The sequence below is a fragment of the Larsenimonas rhizosphaerae genome (genome assembly GCF_026240105.1).
Lineage (GTDB): Bacteria > Pseudomonadota > Gammaproteobacteria > Pseudomonadales > Halomonadaceae > Larsenimonas > Larsenimonas rhizosphaerae.
In genome coordinates, this window is the sequence record NZ_JAPIVE010000004.1 from 244,332 (window position 1) to 261,598 (window position 17,267).

Genomic DNA, 17,267 nt, shown 5'->3' on the forward strand with positions numbered 1-17,267 from the left:
CCCTGTTACACAGCGCCCCTCAGGGCTGCATGGCGTGCCGAGGCCGCAGTACCAGGGCGCTCAACAGCCACCCGAAGGCATACAGCATACTGAGGCCGGCCAGTACCGAAATCGCCATGTTCGTACCGGATGAAAGGGCCGCCGCAATCCCGGATATCACCAGCGGACTGACAAACTGGCCGATGTACAGAAATCCGGTATAAAAGCCCATGCCACGACCACGGGTGCGCTGTGTAAGCGCCTCCATGACCGGCGCCATCGAGTTGGGCACCAGCATGCCGGAGCCGATACCGTGAATGACCATGGCGGTCAGCATCAGGTTGTAGGTCGGCGCACGCACCACCCCCAGCAACCCGACGGCCATCAATGCCATCAACAGGGCGTTGCACCCCGCCACACCCAGGGTTCGCCGGGTCAGAGGCCACAGCAGCGCGCCGACCAGCGATGACAGAAGCCCCAGCCCGCTCGCCAGGCCAATCAGGGTGCTTGAGGTGATGCCGATCCCGACCAGCAGCCCCGGTGCATTAACGGGCATGGCCATGGTCACGATCATGCCAAAGCAGACCAGAAAGAAGCCGACCAGCAGGGGCCGCGGCGACACGGCCCCCTGTACGGCGGCGGGCGAACTGCCTTCAGCCGGACGGGCCCGAGAGGGTTCCCACAGTATTCTGGCAATGAACGGCAGCAGCAGAAGCGGCAGCAGGTATAGATAAAACGGCGTACGCCAATGGTGCTCACCCAGCATGCCGCCAAGCATGAAGAAAAGCGCGCCGACGACCGCAATGGCGATCACCTGACGATTGACGTACCGAAGCCGCCGCTCACCACTCCAGTAATCGGCTATCAATGCCGTGCAGCAGGTCATGATGATGGCCTCGGCACACCCGAAAAGAAGCCGTACACCCACGATGGCCATCAATTGATCCAGCAGGGCCGGCAAGGCACCGAGCAGGCCGTACAACAGTGCCCCGAACGTCAGTAATCGAACCCGCCCATAACGGTCAGCCAGCCAGCCGGCAATGGGAGCAAACAGGGCAATTGCCAGTGCAGGTCCGGTAAGGGCCATCGCTACCCACAGGGGGGCATCCGGCATGGTCGGTGCGAACTCGGCCATCATCTTGGGCAGGACAGGCGCCACCATCACGGATCCCACGATGGTCAGGCTGCTGGCCAGTACCAGCACCCAGCCTTCTCGCTTGCCTGCGACACGATGCGTCATATCAGTCATGTCAGCCTCCTAGAAGCTCTGGCCAATGCGAAGGGCAATGTTGTAGCCCTCGGTTCGGTTACGCGCGCCAAATTCCTTGTAGGCGTGAAACCAGACCGACGGCAGGCCGGGCTCGAAGAAGCTGATCGCGGGCCCCAGGGCCCAGACGCGGGCCCGGTTACCGTCATTGCTGGTCAGTGAACTGCCATCGTCATCGGTAATCTGGTGGTAGTAATAGCCGCCCATCCCCACGGTATAGGGGCCGACATGCTGGCCTGCTGCAAACTCGTTTCGGTACTCGACGCCGCTTCGGTAGTCGGTGTCGTGGTTGCGGGTATTGATATCGAACTGGGACAGGCTGGAAAGCTCAAGACCGCTGGAAGTGATGTAACTGATGCCGAAAATGGGCGAGAAGGCCCAGTGATTAAGCCCCGGGCTGATCAGACGGTTTTCGTCGTAATCCCCGGTCGGGGCCTGCACCTGGAACTGGGCCATCACCCCCATGCCCGGGGTCGGCGTCCAGGCCAGTATCAGTGGCAGGAACTGAAAATCCGCCTGGCGGGTGACGGTGGCGTCATCCTGAAACACCGTCCTGCCGTTGGCGTTGACATCAAGCGAGGCATCCATCCTGAAAAAGGGAGCCACCCCACCAAAGCCGTACCGGCCACCAAACAGGGTCTCATCGGTCATGTGGATATAAGAGACACCGACCGACAGCACATCCAGCGAGAAATCGTTGGGGGAACGAGAGCCATCGTTCAACCGCAGATCATCGGTGCTGTAGTAGGCGACTCGAAAGCCGAAGGTATCTGTGTCAGAGGGCGGCATAAATCCGGAACCGAAGTCATAGGCCCCCATCGCGGTAGTGGGAGAGCCGTTTTCGGTGGCGTAGGCAGGCAGTATGGCGGTCAGGCCCAGGGCGGTGGATAGAACGATCAGGGTTCGTTTCATGAGGCACCTTCAACGTTATGATTGTTATGTCTTCACTGTATAAACGTGGCGCCTCCTGGCGTTATCCGGATTTGGCAGGATATGTCTGTACCTTTAGTCGCTGATCCCCTCGCCTATCTCGTCGACCGGGTAGTCGGGGGGACAGGACGCCCTGAGCCATGCGCAGGGGGCAGCGCATCCCGGAGCGATGACGAGCAGGACATATGTTCTGGACGTAGTGTCAGGCCGACGGCAAAAGGGCTCGCCACCGGTCATGAAAGGAGAGAAAAATGCCTACCCTGCCTTGCGCTGTGCCCTGACCAGGGTTTCGGAAGGACGCTCACCGAAGAACTGTCGATATTCGGTGGCAAACCGCCCCATATGAAAAAATCCCCAGCGCGCCGCTTCATCCTGCACACGAGTAAGATGATCGGCCGTAGACAACACGCGCTGAACGGCATTGAGGCGAAAAAGCTTGATGTAGCTGACGGGGCTCATGCCCAGACAGGTCTGAAAGCAGTACTGCAACTTGCGGCGGCTGACCCCGATGTCGGTGCACAGCGTCAGGATGGATACCGGCTGATCCGGTTGGGCTGCAATGAGATCACGCGCCCGATCAACGACACGCTGACGATAGGAAGGCGTCAGGTGGTGCACCTCCTCGCAGGAGAGCTTGTCCACCAGTGCCATGATCAACGCATCGTGAAGCTCACGTCGCCAGAGCGGATTATGCTGCAACAGGGTCTGCGCGTTGGCCTCACCGAACTGGCGCGCCAGCCGCCAGAGGCCATCCCGCGCCGTCAGGGGACGATGAAACGGCTCAATCACCACCGGCGCACACGACTGGGCATCCATCAGGGCGGCCAGATAGTCGAACGCCAGACCAATGACCAGCACCGTAACGCCTCCGGGCGCGCACAGCTCCGGCAGCCGGTGGCCATGGGAAACCAGCATGCCGGCCTGTTCGAACACATGCCCCATACAGCGCAGCGGCGCACGATGCGGTGACAGCGGCATACTCACGCACAGGGTATGCCGATCCAGCGTGCCGCTTTTCAACACATCCGTCGACAGCATATCCCTGAACAGCTTCAAACGGCCCAGCTTGATCTCGGTCACGGTGCCATGAAAGGGCTCGCTGGATAATTGCTGATAATGAAAAGGGGCGCCGGAAATCACACGCTGGTGTTCCGTAATGTCATGCGTAATCTGATGCTGCCATTCAAAGGCAGGGGGAAGGTGCATCGAAACAGAACTGCCCATGGCATCACCTGATGAGGTTTGTTCCATTGCAGGACCGCTGATGCAGTAAAAAGGCATGTAACTGGCGCGGCCCGAGACATTTACCCTACCCTTGTCTCGGGCATATAGCTATACAATATAGCGAAATACCCGGCCATTATTTAGTCGCATCCTCACCCTCCGGGGTCGTGGTGCCCTCTACCCCAGCAGCGACCGCAACCCGGCAATGGCACTGGTGCCCCGTTCGCGCTTCTTCTCCGGGTCTTCCTTGTCCGGCCGGCCCTCCCAGTCCAGATCCTCCTGGGGCAGCTCGTCCAGAAAGCGGCTGGGCGTACAGTTGAGCATTTCGCCGTAGGCCTTGCGCTGGCGTGCCAGCGTCAGGGTCAGGGTTTGCCGGGCACGGGTAATGCCAACATATGCCAGGCGGCGTTCTTCCTCGATATCACCGGCATCAATGGCATTACGATGCGGCAGCAGATCCTCTTCCAGCCCCATGACATACACATGCGGAAACTCCAGCCCCTTGGAGGCATGCATGGTCAGCAGCTGCACCTTGTCGGTATCATCTTCCTGGGCCTGCTGGTCGAGGATATCGCGCAGTACCAGCCGCGAGATGGCTGCTTCCACGTCGTCGGTTTCATCGGCCTCTTCATCTTCACGAGCCATCGACTTCTCGAGCTGGTCGAGCAGGGTCCAGACGTTGGCCATGCGCTTTTCAGCCACGACCGGCGAGCTGGCATTCTGAAACAGCCAGGCTTCGTAATCCATTTCCAGAAACATCTGACGAATGCCCGGCATGGCCTCGTTCTGATCCATGCGCTTGCGGACCCGATCGATGAAATGGGCAAATCGTCCCAGTCGATCGATCGCCCGCTCCGCCAGCACCTCCTGCAGGCCCATTTCATGACAGGCATCAAACAGACTGACACCACGGCCGCTGGCGTAGTTGGCGAGCTTCTCGAGCGTGGTGGGCCCGATTTCGCGGCGTGGCACATTCACGATGCGTAAAAAGGCATTGTCATCTGCCGGATTGATCAACAGCCGCAGGTACGCCATGGCGTCCTTGATCTCGTTACGCGAGAAAAACGAGGTGCCGCCGGAGAGCTTGTAGGGGATCTGATAGTGCTGCAGCTTGAGTTCCAGAATACGCGCCTGAAAGTTGCCGCGGTACAACACGGCGAAATCGCGCCACTGGGCGGATTCCTTGATGCGTCGAGTCAGGATTTCGCTGGCCACCCGCTCGGCTTCCGCCTCTTCATTGCGATTGACGATCACCCGAATCGAATCGCCTCGCCCCTTGTCTGACCAAAGCGCCTTTTCATACACGTGCGGGTTATTGGCAATCAGGGTATTGGCCGCGTTCAGGATGATGGAGGTCGAGCGGTAATTCTGCTCCAGCTTGATCACGTTAAGGCGGGGAAAGTCTTCCCCCAGCTGTACCAGGTTTTCCGGCCGGGCACCGCGCCAGGCATAGATCGACTGGTCATCGTCGCCCACGACCGTGAAGGTTTCACGCTCGGCCATCAGCATGCGTACCAGCTGGTACTGACTGGAGTTGGTGTCCTGGTATTCATCCACCAGCATGTAGTGAATGCGGCGGCGCCACTTGGCCAGCACCTCGGGATGACGCTCGAACAACGTCGCCGGCAGCATGATCAGGTCATCAAAATCGACCGCGTTGTAGGCCTTGAGGTGGCGTACGTAATGCTCATAGACCCGAGCGGCGTAAGCGTCATCCTCGGTCTCGGCATGAGACAGCGCCTGACCGGGCAGCACCAGATCGTTCTTCCACTGGGAGATGATGCCCTGCACCTTGTTGATCTGGTCGGCATCCACCTGGGCATCCTTGTTCATCAGATCCCTCAGCAGGGCCTTGGCATCTTCCGGATCAAACAGCGAAAACCCGGGCCGCAGGCCCAGGGTTTTAAGCTCGGCGCGAATGATGTTGAGCCCCAGGGTGTGGAAGGTCGAGACCGTCAGCCCGTGGCCGGACTTACCCGGCAGCATCGACTGCACCCGCTCCTTCATCTCGCGGGCGGCCTTGTTGGTGAAGGTAACGGCGGCAATCCGGCGCGCGCTCATGCCGCACTCCAGCACCAGGTAGGCGATCTTCGTCGTGATCACGCTGGTCTTGCCGGAACCGGCCCCGGCCAGTACCAGGCACGGGCCATCAATGAAGCGAACAGCCTCCTGCTGGCGCGGATTCAAACCGGCGATACGCTCGCGAATACTGGACATGGACACACCACTGGGTTGAAGGCACGGGGGGTGCCATTATGATATATCGAGGCGAGTGTAGCGAACCCGCAATAACGGCCCGCCCCGAGATGGAGAGCATGATGCAGTTGATCGAAGATGACCTGACACACCCCGATACCCGGGCCCTGATTCGCTACCACCTGAGTGAAATGGAAGGCACCAGCCCGCCGGAAAGCCGGCATGCACTGGACCTGAGCGGCCTCACTGGCAGCAATGTCACGGTATACAGCCTGTGGCAGGATCAACGGCTGTGTGGTCTTGGTGCCCTGAAGGCCCTCGATGAACACACCGGTGAAATAAAGTCGATGCGCACCGCGCCGGCCTTTCTTCGCCAGGGCGTTGCACGGCAATTGCTCACTCACCTGATCGCGCAGGCTACTCGACGCGGTTATACGCAGGTCAGCCTTGAAACCGGGGCGCATCCCTACTTCGAATCGGCGCATCGTCTGTACGCGGCCTTCGGATTTGTCGAGTGCCCGCCCTTTGCCCACTACACTGCAGATTCGAACTCGCGTTTCATGACCTGCTACCTGTAACCACACTGGAAACAGCGCGACGGGCAAATCGGCGGCGGACATGTCCTGCCGAAGAGAACAGGTGCAGACCTGGACGCCACTTTGGGTCAGCCGAACACGACTCATCGGGTAGAATCCCGATGATCGCCCGGCCAGGGCCACAGACCGTCAGGGTCCCCGGATAATCGATGTAATCAACGAGCCTGCCATCTTGATGCAGCGCCTCGCCACACGCCGGCCGGATGAGTCGGCGACAAGACAACAGTGCCATGGACCGTGACAGCAGCAAGGAGACACCGTGGAAGAGATCGAACGTGACGTCATGGAGTTTGACGTTCTCATCGTGGGTGCAGGCCCCAGCGGGCTGTCATCGGCCTGCCGCCTGATGCAACAGGCACAGGCCGATGAGCGGGAGCTCACCGTCTGCGTGATTGAAAAGGGCTCGGAAGTCGGCGCGCACATCCTGTCGGGCGCCATCATGAATCCGCGCACCCTCGCGGAACTGTTTCCCGACTGGAAACAGCAGGGCGCGCCGCTCAAGACAGCCGTCACCCAGGACGAAGCCTGGTGGCTGAAGGACAGCACCGGCGGACAGCAGCTGCCTCATGCCCTGGTGCCGCCCAGCATGCATAACATGATGGCGGACAATCCGTATTACATCGTCAGCGCCGGTAATCTGTGCCGCTGGCTGGCCGAACAGGCCGAGGCTCTGGGGGTGGATGTCCTGCCGGGGTTTGCTGCCAAAGACCTGATCATTGAAGACAATGTCGTCAAGGGCATCGTGACCGGCGACATGGGCGTTGACGCTGATGGCACCCCAGGCGACAACTACATGCCGGGCATGGAGCTGCGGGCACGTTATACCCTGTTTGCCGAAGGCGCACGCGGCCATCTTGGCAAGCGGCTGATCTCTCACTACCGGCTTGATGAAGGCCGTGACCCGCAGCACTACGCCATCGGATTCAAGGAACTGTGGGACATTCCCGCCGACCAGTACCAGCCCGGCAAGGCGGTACACGGCAGCGGATGGCCACTGGACAAGACGACCCAGGGCGGTTTTTACCTGTACCACGGTGATGACCAGCAGGTCATGGTCGGGCTGATCGTCGACCTCAACTACAGCAACCCGCATCTGTCACCGTTCGATGAATTTCAGCGCATGAAACATCACCCGCTGTTTGCCGAGACGCTGAAGGGGGGCACGCGCGTTGCCTATGGTGCCCGCGCCATTACCAAGGGCGGCCATAACTGCCTCCCCAAAATGACCTTCCCCGGCGGAATGCTGCTGGGCTGCAACGCCGGCACACTCGACTTTGCCAGCATCAAGGGCATCCACCTCGCCATGAAGTCCGGCACGGTGGCCGCGGATACCCTTATCGATGCCTTCACTCAGGGTGATGAAGGTGGCCATGATCTGGAAGGCTTTGCCAGCCGCTGGTCGGAGAGCTGGGCCGGGCAGGAACTCAGGAAAAATGCCAGCTTCGGGCCGGCCATCCACAAGCATGGCACGTTCATGGGCGGCGCCCGCAATTGGCTCGATCAAAAGCTCGGAGGCAGGCTGCCGCGCCTGCATGACGAAAAGCGCGACGACCAGCAACTGAAGGAAGCCGCTGACAGCCCGCGGTTTGACTATCCCAGACCGGACGGCGTCCTGTCGTTTGACAAGACCTCATCGGTGTATCTGTCCAACACCAATCACGAAGAAAACCAGCCGTGTCATCTGCGCCTGATTGATGCCTCGGTGCCGATCGAGCAGAACCTGCCGCACTTTGATGAGCCGGCACAGCGCTACTGCCCTGCCGGCGTGTATGAAGTCGTCGAAAAGGACGGCAAGCCGTACTTTCAGATCAACTTCCAGAACTGCGTGCACTGCAAGACCTGTGACATCAAGGACCCGGCACAGAATATCGACTGGACCGTACCGGAAGGCGGGGGCGGCCCCAACTACCCGAACATGTAGCAGCCAGCACTCACCAGAGCCTGCCCCGGAGATAGCGCGGCCTGCCGCGTTATCTCCTGCAGCCGGCGTGCGCCGTTACGGCGCCCACGCGAGATCCACTGCTCCATCAAACCCCAGCTGACGCCAGGCATCGAAGACCAGTACGGCGCAGGCATTGGACAGGTTGAGGCTGCGACTGTCGGGCAGCATCGGAATCCTCAACCGCTGCGCTTCCGGCAGGGCATCGATCATGGCCTGGGGCAGTCCACGGGTTTCCGGGCCGAACATCAGGGCATCACCAGGCTGAAACCCGGCCTCGGTGTAGCTCGTGCGCCCTCGGGTAGTGACCGCAAAGACCCGCTCAGGCGCAACAGCCGCCATGAAGGCCTCCAGATCCTCGTGGACGCTGACTCGCGCCCACTCATGGTAATCAAGCCCCGCACGGCGCAGCCGCTTGTCATCCAGCACAAAACCCAGGGGCTTGATCAGGTGGAGCCTGAACCCGGTATTGGCACACAGCCGGATGATGTTGCCGGTGTTCGGCGGTATCTCCGGCTGGTACAGCACGATATCCAGCATCAGAACCCGACGCTGACGCCGAAGACCGGGCCACTGTCGATGGTGCTCTCGCTGTGATTGTCAAAATCCGCCCGCACATAGCGATAGCCTACATAGCCGTAGGTGTTGGCCACCAGGTTGGCACGCAGCTGAGCGCCGTATTCGTACCCTTTCTGGTAATCACCATGGGTCAGACCGTCCGGCGTATAAAACCCGTAACCCCCCACGGAGACCAGCGGAATGGGCGTATCGACATAGGCAGACCCGCCCAGGCCCACACCGCCACCATCACCATCATGCGCGTCCCAGTACTGGTAACGTGCCCCGACGCTTAAATCGACGATGGGGGTATAGGGTGAAAACATCAGTGAGCCGGAGTACGCCTTGTTGGTATGGCCGGCATCATCGGTTTCAAAATAACCGACACCCGCAGTCAGGCCCGGAAACAGGCCCTGACTGGCACTGACCTGGGTGCCGTTGGAGCTGCCGTTGGCGTTGACGCTCAGGGCAAAGGCATTCGAGGCAGCAACTGCTAGCCCGAGGCCTGCGAGGCATGAGACAATTTTTTTCATGAGGGTCATCCTGAGTAAGAGGCGCAGTAATACGCCGGTAGTTCGAACAGTCAGGCTCGCGTTATGCGGTGACGCCGTAGCGGTCACGGTAGTCCCGAATGGCCTCGGCATGGCCCTGCAGGGCCTGCCCTGCATGCTGCTCAAGGTATTCAAGAATCAGGTCCAGTGTCACGATCGGCACCACCGGCATGCCGAATTCACGTTCAACTTCCTGAATGGCGCTTTCACCGCCCTGACCGCGTTCCTGCCGATCCAGCGCGACGACCACGCCACTTGCCCGGGCACCAGCACCCTGAATGAGGGTCATGACTTCACGGATTGCCGTACCGGCCGTAATGACATCATCCACGATCAGCACCCGGCCAGCGAGATCGGCACCGACAATCGTGCCGCCTTCGCCGTGATCCTTGGCTTCCTTGCGATTGAACGCAAAGGGCAGATTACGGTCATGATGGGTGGCCAGTGACAGGCTGGTGACTGCCGCAAGCGGAATACCCTTGTAGGCCGGCCCGAAGACCACATCAATATCAAGCGTTGCACGCGCAATGGCGCTCGCGTAGCAGCGGCCCAGCATATCGAGGGCCTGACCGGTATGAAAACGACCGGCATTGAAGAAATAAGGACTGATCCGACCGGATTTCAGGGTAAACTCGCCAAAGGCCAGTGCGTTTTCGGATATCGCGAATTCAATGAATTCCCGCTGATAATCAAGCATGCCCACCCCTTTCATACCGGTCGTTTACCAAAATGTTAAAAGCTCGGGTATCATACACGCGCGTAAAACAAGGGACCACGTATGAAAATCGCCAGCATCAACGTTAATGGTATCCGGGGCGCCGTCGAGAGGGGATTTCTCGACTGGCTTGCCAACCAGGATGCCGATGTCGTCTGTGTTCAGAACCTCAAGGCCAAAAGCTTCGAGTTCGAAGAAGAACTGCTGTACCCGCAGGGCTATGAGGGCTACTTCCTCGACGCAGAACAGGATGGCTTTTCAGGCGTCGGGCTTTACTGCAAGAAGATTCCCAAGGCCATCATGTACGGCGTCGGGTTCGAGCAGTGCGACAGTGAAGGCCGCTTTCTGCAGGCCGATTACGACAAGTTCAGCGTGGTGTCCTTCCTGATGCCGGAAGAACCCCATGCCAAGCAGCGCTTCATTACCCAGTACAGCGAATACCTCAACAAGGTGCGTCGCAAGCGCCGCGAGTACATCTTCTGCGGCAGCTGGAACATCGCCCACAAGACCATCGATCTGGCCCACTGGGCGGACTACCAGGGAACGCCGGGCTTTCGCCCTGAAGAGCGCGCCTTCATGGATCAGGTCTTCGGCCCGATGGGCTTTATCGACACCTTCCGCGAGATCAAGCGCGACGGCGGCCACTACACCTACTGGCCGAAGCTCCATGATGAGCTGCCCCGCCAGCGTCAGGACGGCTGGCGCCTCGACTACCAGGTCGTGGGCCCCAACCTGCAGCGCAACGTGAAGGATGCCTGGATTGATACCAGCGCCACCTTCTCGGAGCATGCCCCGCTGATCATCGAGTACGATCTGGAGCTCTGATTCCCGCCATCGATGACGGCCCGACCGTGATCGACCGCTTTTGGTTATTCACTCGGTTCCTTCGCGCAACGGCGCCGACAGCGATAAGCCGTCGGCGCCGTGTCGTTGTGCGGCTGACGGGTCGGATCAATCGGATCAGCTGACCATGCCCATCACTGGCACCCTACCCTGGAATTAAACTGCTGACCGCAACACACCCGGTTCAACATGACCCGGGAATACGTGCCACTACCTTGATTTCAAAATCAAAGCCCGCAAGCCAGGTCACGCCGACGGCCGTCCAGTTGGGATAGGGTGCGGCAGGAAAATGCGTGTCCTTGATTGCCATGACAGTCTCGATCTGATTTTCCGGATCGGTATGAAAGGTCGTTACGTCGACAAGGTCTTCCAGTCCGCAGTCCGCCGCGGCCAGAACTGCCTTGAGGTTCTCGAAAGCCAGCGACACCTGACGTTCAGGATCTGGCTCGGGAGAGCCATCTTCGCGACTGCCCACCTGCCCGGATACGAAAAGAAGATCGCCCGAGCGAATCGCGGCCGAATAACCATGACGTTGATACAGCGCGTGTCGCTGGGCGGGGAAAACAGGTGCAGGGTGTAACATGACCAGACGCAGTCGCGCAGAGATGCTGAAGGAAACACGCGCCAACCTGATCAAGGCAGCACGATCTGCCTTTGCCGAGAAAGGCTATGCCGATGCCTCGATGGATGACCTTACTGCCCGAGCCGGCCTCACTCGTGGCGCGCTTTATCATCATTTCGGGGACAAGCGTGGCCTGCTTGCCGCGGTTGTTGAAGAGATTGACAGCGATATGGCAATGCAGGCCCATGAAATCGGCCAGCGTCAAACGAACAGCTGGGAAGCACTGATGAAAGAGGGAGAAGCTTATATCGAGCTCGCGCTTGATCCGGAGATACAACGCATCGTTTTGCTTGACGGCCCCTCGGTACTGGGCGATCCAGCGCAATGGCCCAGCCAGAATCGCTGTCTGCAGGCCACGATGACAACGCTTGGCAGACTCATGGATGAAAGCTTCATCAAGCCGGTCGACGTTGAGGCCGCAGCTCGACTGTTAAATGGCGCGGCGATGAACGCAGCCCTTTGGGTCGCCGGTAGCGACACTCCGGAAAAGGTGCCTGGAAAGGCGATCCACGCTTTTCGTCAGCTGGCATCGGGGCTCAGAACAAGCCCCGATCGATAGAACATCACTGCCTTGAACGCATTGCGACAGCGCTGACTTATTGCGGTATGCCCAGCGCTTCGCGCTGATGGGTAAACAACTCCCGTCCACCCTTCTCGGCCAGATCCAGCATCGCGTTAAGCTCCAGCCGGGAAAATGCCGCCTGCTCGGCGGTGCCCTGCACCTCGATCAGCCCGCCATCTTCGGCCATCACCACGTTCAGATCGGTATCGGCACGAGAATCCTCGTCATAATCCAGATCCAGCACCGGCGTCCCCTTGTAGATCCCCACCGATACCGAGCTGATCAGCTGCTTGAAAGGATCACTCTTGATCTGACGCTTGCGCTGCATGTGACGGATCGCCTCCATCAGCGCCACACAGCCGCCGGTAATCGACGCCGTGCGGGTGCCGCCATCAGCCTGCAATACATCACAATCGACCGTAATGGTGAACTCGCCCAGCTTCTTGAGATCCACCGCCGCACGCAGGCTACGGCCGATCAAACGCTGAATTTCAAGCGTGCGGCCGCCCTGCTTGCCACGAGCCGCTTCCCGACCACTGCGGGAATGGGTCGCACGGGGCAGCATGCCGTATTCTGCCGTTACCCAGCCCTGATTCTTGCCGCGCAGCCAGCGGGGTACGCCTGTCTCGACCGTGGCATTACACAGCACACGGGTATGACCGAACTCTACCAGCACCGAGCCTTCGGCATACCGGGTAAACTCACGGGTGAGCCTGATCTCGCGCAGGGCATCGGGGGTACGTCCACTCGGGCGCATGTACATCTCTCCTTGAAGCGTGCCGGGCAGATATTCCACCCGCAAAGGGCACCCATTCTACACGTCCCGGGCCAGGAATCCGTTACACTGGTTGCAATTCGGGCCACGTTTCGGCCCCGCACCCGATACCACGGAGCCCTTCATGGCCTATAGCATGACCGCCTTTACCCGCCAGCGCCGCGACACCGACTGGGGCACGCTGACTCTTGAGCTTCGCTCGGTCAACCAGCGCTACCTCGAGCCGCATTTTCGTCTACCGGAAGCCCTGCGCGATCTGGAACCCCACTACCGGGAAAAACTCCGCAAGGCCCTCTCTCGTGGCAAGGTGGAATGCCACCTGCGCTTTGAACGCCTGGAAGGCACATCCAGCCTGAGCCTGAATCACACCCGACTTGAAACCCTCGCCGAAACGCTGGAAGCCCTGCAACGCAGACTGCCCCAAAGCCCGATGCCGGATACGCTGGCCCTGCTGGACTACCCCGGCGTGACCGTCAGTGAAGGGCTGGATGAAGACGCACTGAAAAGAGAGGCACTTGCCCTGTTCGACGAGGCACTGACCGATCTGAACGCCGGCCGCGCCCGGGAGGGCGATCGACTCGCCGAACTGATCCGTGATCGCCTGACCGGCATTCGTGAACAGGTGCTTGAAGTACGCACCCACCTGCCCGCCGTACTGGAACGCCAGCGCCAACTGATCCTCGACCGGCTAGAGCATGCCAAAGCCGAACTCGACCCCAACCGGCTTGAAGCCGAAATGGCCCTGATTGCTCAGAAATCCGACGTGGCCGAAGAGCTCGACCGACTGGATACCCACGTCGCCGAAGTAGAGCGGCAACTGACACAAAAGGGCCCTGTTGGCCGTCGGCTGGACTTTCTGATGCAGGAACTCAACCGCGAAGCCAACACCCTCTCCTCCAAGGCGGCCGTCACAGAAACCACCCGCTGTGCGGTGGAACTGAAGGTATTGATCGAGCAGATGCGGGAGCAGATTCAGAATATGGAGTGAGTACGCCATTGAGCACTTGAATTAACAAGCGAAGATAGCTCAAAACTCATGGCAAATGGACTACGGATGCCAGGTCGGCGCCTCAACCTCAGTGAGTGTCATCGGGGTTTTTCGCTATATGCAGGCAGCCAGGATTCACGAAAAGCACTTTCACCTGACTCGCTTCATAACTCCAACAAGATATGCTTCATACGTTGATTTGCCCACTAATCAGCCCCCCGTCTGACAAGAACAACCATCGCATTGTGTAAACCGACCGGTTACATTAGCAGGCACATATAGTTATTTTGCGCGGCATCGATCGCGCCTGAATCGACACACAAGAGACCCGCATGGCCACCACCGAACAGCAATTTTTGAAAGCGCTTGAAGACAAGCTCTGGAGCGCTGCCGACAAGCTTCGCAACAACCTCGATGCCGCCAACTACAAGCACGTGGTGCTGGGGCTGATTTTCTTGAAGTACGTCTCCGACGCGTTCGAGGAGCGCCAACGCGAGCTGCTGGCGCTGTTCAAGGATGACGCCGACGACAACATCTACTTCCTGCCGCGCGACGATTACGACAGCGACGCCGAGTACCAGCAGGCGCTCGAAGATGAACTGGAGATCCTCGACTACTACCGCGAGGCCAACGTGTTCTGGGTGCCCAAAGAGGCGCGTTGGAGCACGCTGAAAGAGAGCGCCGCACTATCCACTGGCACGGTGCTCTGGCAAAACAGCAAGGGTGAAGACGTGCGCCTGCGCTCGGTGAGCTGGCTGATCGACAACGCGCTGGAAGCCATCGAGAAGAGCAACGACAAGCTCAAGGGCGTGCTGGAAGGCATCAGCCGCTTCCAGGTCGATAACGACAAGCTGATCGGGTTGATCAATTCCTTTTCGGATACTTCCTTTACCCAACCAATGCTCGATGGCGAACCGCTGAATCTGCGCAGCAAGGATATTCTCGGCCACGTCTACGAATACTTCCTCGGCCAGTTTGCCTTGGCCGAAGGCAAGCAGGGCGGGCAGTACTACACGCCCAAGAGCATCGTTTCGCTGATCGTCGAGATGCTGGAGCCCTACAAGGGCCGCGTGTACGATCCGGCGATGGGCTCTGGGGGGTTCTTTGTCTCTTCCGACAAGTTCATCGAAGAGCACGCCCGCGAGCACCACTACGACCCCACCGAGCAGAAAAAGCACGTGTCCATCTACGGGCAGGAGTCCAACCCGACCACCTGGCGACTGGCCGCCATGAACATGGCCATTCGCGGCATCGACTTCAACTTCGGCAAGAAAAACGCCGACAGCTTTCTGAATGACCAGCACCCCGACCTGCGCGCCGACTTCGTGATGGCCAACCCGCCGTTCAACGTCAAGGACTGGTGGCACGAGTCGCTGGCCGAGGACGTGCGCTGGCAATACGGCACCCCGCCCAAGGGCAACGCCAACTTCGCCTGGCTGCAGCATATGCTGCATCACCTCGCCCCCGTGGGCAGCATGGCGCTGCTGCTCGCCAACGGCTCGATGAGTTCCAACAGCGGCGGTGAAGGCGAGATTCGCCGCCGCCTGGTCGAAAAGGATCTGGTCGAGTGCATCGTCGCCCTGCCGGGGCAGCTCTTCACCAACACCCAGATTCCTGCCTGTATCTGGTTCCTGACCCGTGATAAAACCGGCGGTCTTTCGCCCAACGGCGTCGAAAAACGTCGACGTAAAGGCGAAGTGCTGTTTATCGACGCTCGCCAGCAAGGCTACATGCGCGACCGCGTACTACGCGATTTTACAAGCGAAGACATCGCCAGAATCACCGACACCTTCCATAACTGGCAGCGCACCGACGCTTTTGAAGACGTCCCCGGTTTCTGTGCTTCAAAAGATCTCGCCGCGATTGAAAAGCACGACTTCGTGCTCACGCCAGGGCGCTACGTGGGCACTGCCGCGCAGGAAGAAGACGACGAACCCTTCGCCGACAAAATGGCGCGGCTGACGGCGCAGTTGAAAGAGCAGTTCGAAGAAAGCGACCGGCTGGAAGGTGAGATCAAGCGGAATCTTGGGGGGCTGGGTTATGAGTTCTGATCTCAATGAATATTTATTAGAGGAACTTGCTGCACCGCAAAAAAACGCGATGGTAGGTGGGCCTTTCGGTTCGAATCTAGTATCTAAAGATTATCAAAATGCCGGTGTTCCAGTTATTCGTGGTCAAAACATGGGGATGCGATGGGTTTCTGGGAAGTTTGCTTTTGTTTCTGAGTCAAAAGCAGCAAAACTGTCTGCCAATACTGCACGCCCCGGTGATCTGGTGTTTACCCAAAGGGGGACTCTAGGTCAGGTTTCAATTGTGCCAGCAGGCCCTTATGAAGAATATATCGTTTCGCAAAGCCAAATGAAGATCACGGTCAATCCTGATTTGGCCGATGTTGGTTTTCTTTATTACTACTTTTCGGCGCTTGAGCAAGTAGATTATGTGAAGACGAATGCGATACAGACGGGTGTGCCTCACACGAACTTAGGCATCCTTCGTAAAACACCGGTGTTGCTACCAAGTTTGAGTAGTCAAAAGGTTATAGCCACGGTTTTGAGCGGCCTCGATGATAAAATCGAACTCAACTACCGCATCAACCAAACCCTCGAGCAGATGGCCCAGACCCTGTTTAAAAGCTGGTTTGTCGACTTCGAACCGGTCAAGGCTAAGATCGCCGCGCGTAAGCGCTGGCAGGCGCTCCAGCCAGAAAATGAATGCGCCTCGCCCGTCTGCTACGCCGCCGAGTTTGACGAGATGCCCGCGGTAGGCGATCTGGAAACCTATATGAACCGCGCCGCGATGCAGGCCATTTCCGGCAAGACGGCGGCGCAGCTTGACGCGCTGCGCGCGGACGACCCCGAGCGCTATCAGGAGCTGTATGAGACCGCCGCGCTGTTTCCCTCAGCGATGCAGGACAGTGAGTTGGGGGAGATTCCGGAGGGGTGGGAATGCTCAACTATCGGCGCCGAGGTAGAGATAAAAGGTGGTGGCACCCCGCCCACAAAAAATAAAGAATATTGGGAGGGTGGAGATATTAACTGGACCAGCCCAAAAGATCTTTCTGGTGCCCAAAGCAAGGTTATGATTTCGACAGAAAGGAAAATTACAGAGGCTGGTTTAGCAAAGATAAGCTCTGGCCTACTTCCTATAAATACGGTTCTGATGTCTTCTCGTGCGCCGGTTGGCTACCTCGCTTTGACGAAAATCCCTGTGGCTATTAATCAAGGCTATATTGCCATGATTTGCAAAAAAAGGCTGCAGCCCGAATTTGTTCTTCAATGGGCTGAATCTGTTATGGATGATATCAAGCAGCTCGCTAGCGGAAGTACATTTGCGGAGATAAGTAAGAAAAGTTTTCGCAGCATTCCGATTGTGGTGCCTGACGGCAGTGTAGCAAAGATCTTTTGCGATATGGTAAGAGCGAAATACTTAAGCATTGAGCTGAACTTAAAAAACTCAAATGATCTTTCAGAGATGCGTGACGCATTGCTACCAAAGCTTCTTTCTGGCGAATTGGAGATCTAA

16 protein-coding genes are annotated in these 17,267 nt (G+C 58.7%); 7 read left to right on the plus strand and 9 right to left on the minus strand.

Annotated elements, in window-relative coordinates; all coding sequences use genetic code 11:
* Positions 1–19: 19 nt before the first annotated feature.
* The 4 genes from OQ287_RS13805 to rep all read right to left on the minus strand — a co-directional run bounded on the left by OQ287_RS13805 (position 20) and on the right by rep (position 5,617).
* Positions 20–1,228, minus strand: coding sequence for an MFS transporter (locus tag OQ287_RS13805; protein ID WP_265896828.1), 1,209 nt, complete (start codon positions 1,226–1,228; stop codon positions 20–22).
* Between the two features lie 9 nt (positions 1,229–1,237).
* Positions 1,238–2,158: a SphA family protein gene (locus OQ287_RS13810; protein ID WP_265896829.1), complete on the minus strand. Its 921-nt coding sequence runs from the start codon at positions 2,156–2,158 to the stop codon at positions 1,238–1,240.
* A gap of 273 nt (positions 2,159–2,431) precedes the next feature.
* Positions 2,432–3,400 (minus strand): helix-turn-helix domain-containing protein, encoded by a 969-nt coding sequence (locus tag OQ287_RS13815; RefSeq protein WP_250938288.1) that lies wholly within the window; start codon positions 3,398–3,400, stop codon positions 2,432–2,434.
* Positions 3,401–3,577: 177 nt separating this feature from the next.
* Positions 3,578–5,617 (minus strand): DNA helicase Rep, encoded by a 2,040-nt coding sequence (rep, locus tag OQ287_RS13820; RefSeq protein WP_250938286.1) that lies wholly within the window; start codon positions 5,615–5,617, stop codon positions 3,578–3,580.
* A 98-nt stretch (positions 5,618–5,715) separates the two neighbouring features.
* Between rep and OQ287_RS13825 the strand changes: the two genes are divergently transcribed.
* Both OQ287_RS13825 and OQ287_RS13830 read left to right on the plus strand, forming a co-directional pair.
* Complete coding sequence (locus OQ287_RS13825) at positions 5,716–6,174, plus strand: GNAT family N-acetyltransferase (RefSeq protein WP_265896830.1); 459 nt, start codon at positions 5,716–5,718, stop codon at positions 6,172–6,174.
* 277 nt (positions 6,175–6,451) lie between these two features.
* Positions 6,452–8,113 carry an electron transfer flavoprotein-ubiquinone oxidoreductase gene (locus OQ287_RS13830; protein WP_250938282.1) on the plus strand — a complete coding sequence of 554 codons (1,662 nt, stop codon included), beginning with the start codon at positions 6,452–6,454 and terminating at the stop codon, positions 8,111–8,113.
* A 75-nt stretch (positions 8,114–8,188) separates the two neighbouring features.
* On the opposite strand, the gene trmL is transcribed toward OQ287_RS13830, so the two are convergent.
* From trmL to pyrE, 3 genes are all read right to left on the minus strand, one after another.
* A complete protein-coding gene (trmL, locus tag OQ287_RS13835) occupies positions 8,189–8,671 on the minus strand; it encodes a tRNA (uridine(34)/cytosine(34)/5-carboxymethylaminomethyluridine(34)-2'-O)-methyltransferase TrmL (protein ID WP_265896831.1) in 483 nt (160 codons plus the stop codon).
* Entirely contained in the window at positions 8,671–9,222 is a 552-nt protein-coding gene (locus OQ287_RS13840) for a YfaZ family outer membrane protein (RefSeq protein ID WP_250938278.1), read from the minus strand. The genes trmL and OQ287_RS13840 overlap by 1 nt, the downstream gene beginning before the upstream one ends.
* Positions 9,223–9,283: 61 nt before the next feature.
* The gene (gene pyrE, locus OQ287_RS13845) at positions 9,284–9,937 is read right to left on the minus strand and encodes an orotate phosphoribosyltransferase (RefSeq protein ID WP_265896832.1); all 654 of its coding nucleotides are present in this window, start codon (positions 9,935–9,937) and stop codon (positions 9,284–9,286) included.
* Positions 9,938–10,018: 81 nt separating this feature from the next.
* Here pyrE and OQ287_RS13850 point away from each other — a divergent pair, with 81 nt between their 5' ends.
* Entirely contained in the window at positions 10,019–10,780 is a 762-nt protein-coding gene (locus OQ287_RS13850; protein ID WP_250938276.1) for an exodeoxyribonuclease III, read from the plus strand.
* 202 nt (positions 10,781–10,982) lie between these two features.
* Here the strand turns inward: OQ287_RS13850 and OQ287_RS13855 are convergent, their stop codons facing one another.
* The gene (locus tag OQ287_RS13855) at positions 10,983–11,381 is read right to left on the minus strand and encodes a RidA family protein (protein ID WP_265896833.1); all 399 of its coding nucleotides are present in this window, start codon (positions 11,379–11,381) and stop codon (positions 10,983–10,985) included.
* On the opposite strand from OQ287_RS13855, the gene OQ287_RS13860 reads away from it, so the two are divergent.
* Complete coding sequence (locus OQ287_RS13860) at positions 11,380–11,979, plus strand: TetR/AcrR family transcriptional regulator (RefSeq protein WP_265896834.1); 600 nt, start codon at positions 11,380–11,382, stop codon at positions 11,977–11,979. The genes OQ287_RS13855 and OQ287_RS13860 overlap by 2 nt on opposite strands.
* 37 nt (positions 11,980–12,016) lie before the next feature.
* On the opposite strand, the gene rph is transcribed toward OQ287_RS13860, so the two are convergent.
* The gene (gene rph, locus OQ287_RS13865) at positions 12,017–12,739 is read right to left on the minus strand and encodes a ribonuclease PH (RefSeq protein WP_250938273.1); all 723 of its coding nucleotides are present in this window, start codon (positions 12,737–12,739) and stop codon (positions 12,017–12,019) included.
* Positions 12,740–12,881: 142 nt separating this feature from the next.
* Between rph and OQ287_RS13870 the strand changes: the two genes are divergently transcribed.
* The 3 genes from OQ287_RS13870 to OQ287_RS13880 all read left to right on the plus strand — a co-directional run bounded on the left by OQ287_RS13870 (position 12,882) and on the right by OQ287_RS13880 (position 17,267).
* The gene (locus tag OQ287_RS13870) at positions 12,882–13,745 is read left to right on the plus strand and encodes a YicC/YloC family endoribonuclease (protein ID WP_250938272.1); all 864 of its coding nucleotides are present in this window, start codon (positions 12,882–12,884) and stop codon (positions 13,743–13,745) included.
* A 332-nt stretch (positions 13,746–14,077) separates the two neighbouring features.
* The gene (locus OQ287_RS13875) at positions 14,078–15,796 is read left to right on the plus strand and encodes a class I SAM-dependent DNA methyltransferase (protein ID WP_265896835.1); all 1,719 of its coding nucleotides are present in this window, start codon (positions 14,078–14,080) and stop codon (positions 15,794–15,796) included.
* Positions 15,786–17,267, plus strand: a complete 1,482-nt coding sequence (locus tag OQ287_RS13880; protein WP_265896836.1) for a restriction endonuclease subunit S — start codon at positions 15,786–15,788, stop codon at positions 17,265–17,267. The genes OQ287_RS13875 and OQ287_RS13880 overlap by 11 nt, the downstream gene beginning before the upstream one ends.